General features: G+C 61.3%; 3 protein-coding genes. All 3 read right to left on the minus strand.

The window, feature by feature from the left end:
- Window positions 1-153 precede the first annotated feature (153 nt).
- Entirely contained in the window at window positions 154-423 is a 270-nt protein-coding gene (locus tag GY725_08275) for a hypothetical protein (GenBank protein MCP4004175.1), read from the minus strand.
- Window positions 424-649: 226 nt separating this feature from the next.
- Window positions 650-1,108 carry a universal stress protein gene (locus GY725_08280; protein MCP4004176.1) on the minus strand — a complete coding sequence of 153 codons (459 nt, stop codon included), beginning with the start codon at window positions 1,106-1,108 and terminating at the stop codon, window positions 650-652.
- 114 nt (window positions 1,109-1,222) lie between these two features.
- A partial coding sequence (locus GY725_08285) for an ATP-binding protein (GenBank protein MCP4004177.1) occupies window positions 1,223-1,596 on the minus strand: 374 nt, incomplete at its 5' end.

Raw genomic sequence — 1,596 nt, forward strand, 5'->3', positions numbered from 1 at the left:
TCGAGCGAGAAGCGGGAGTCGCCGCCTGAGCAAGAAGCGTGATCCGATCGCAGATCCGTAGATCTGCAGAGGGTCGCGCGACGCAGCGCAGGCGGATGCATCGCGCTTCGCAGCCGCAGCCTCCCTGTGCAGAGGTTCCCTGGCCCGCTGCGATCAGGACGAGAGCTTGCCCCGAATCTGCCGGTAGGAGTCGTGGATTTCATCGACCAGCGCGCGAGCGGCCTTTCCCACGTCGTGCAGTGATTCGCCCGACTCTTCGGAGATGCTTCGCAATCGGTCGTCGAGCTGATGCCAGCGGGTCTCGGCGTCTTCGAACTGCACCTTCGTTTCCAGTGTTCCCAGGTGAATGTCAGCCTTCAGCTCACTCCTGAATCTCCTCAGGTGTTCCACGTCTTCACGCAATCGACCAATGGGCGGACTCAACTGACTGACTCCTTGCAATCGCTCTAGACCGCGCGGCAGGTAGAAGCAGGGAACGTGCCGGGGGAAGCGAGCAATTGCGCCGAGTAGACGCCCGGAATGTGACCGTGAGTCGCTCCGAAAGACCCCCGAATGGGACCGATCGACACGAATTCCCGAAATATCCCTGGCCGGTCTTCCAGTCCGTCCTTCTCGCGCCACGAGAAGGGTTCGAGGGCCGGGATCCTTGCTAGTCGTTGTCTTCTTCTCGCGACTTCGAGTTCAGTGTCAGAACCGGACACGGAGCGTGTCTCAGGGTCCGTTCGGTCACGCTGCCGAGCACGACGTGGCGCAGTCCGGTCAGGCCACGGGTTCCCATGACGATCAGGTCGGCTGGAAGTTTGCGCGCTACCTCGACGATGCCGATGGATGGGGCACCCGAGAATACTTCGGCCGTTACCTCGATCCCTTGTTTCGAAGCTTCTTCGCGTTCCCGTTCGATGCGCTCTTCCGCAGCCTCGCGGATGCCCGTCATCACCCCGGCAGGAATGCCATAGCCGTAGGCCGGCGCCATGACGATCGGGTGGTGGACGTGCAGAAGATGGACGCGAGCCTTGAACACCTGGGCCAGATCGATCGCGTACTCGAGCGCTTCTTCGGCGTCTTTCGAGAAATCACTGGGAACCAAGATCGTCTGGATACGGGCCACGGTATGTCTCCTGTTATGTGCCGCGCTATTCCGGGCTTGACCAATCAAACTGCATCTTCTGTGCCGTCCGTGGCCCGCCCTCCTGTGTCCTCACGGCACGTTAGAGGCACTTCGTCACACTGAGGAATCGGGCGAAGAAGCCCGGGAAAATGAGCGCGCCAGGGAGTGGAGTTCTTCCCGCCATTCCGGGTCATTCGTGTCAATCCGCACGTGTCGCTGTCGAGGCCATTCATCGGGCGTTTCGTGATGGTTCAGACTCCGTTCCAGGAGTTCGGGGCCGGCGTCCGAGGCGCCGCTCCCGCTGGATGCACGGCGTTCGAGACGTTCACGCACGACATCTTCAGGGCAGACAATCTCCACCAGGATGATCTCGACGCCTTCCTTGCGACCCCAGGTCTGGAGAGTCGAACGGGTCGCGCGTCGGGCGAAGCTGGCGTCGAGAATTGCCGTTCTTCCCGAATCTACGACTGGCTTCGCCCTCTCCAGAA

It is taken from the genome of bacterium, from assembly GCA_024226335.1.
Classification (GTDB): domain Bacteria; phylum Myxococcota_A; class UBA9160; order SZUA-336; family SZUA-336; genus JAAELY01.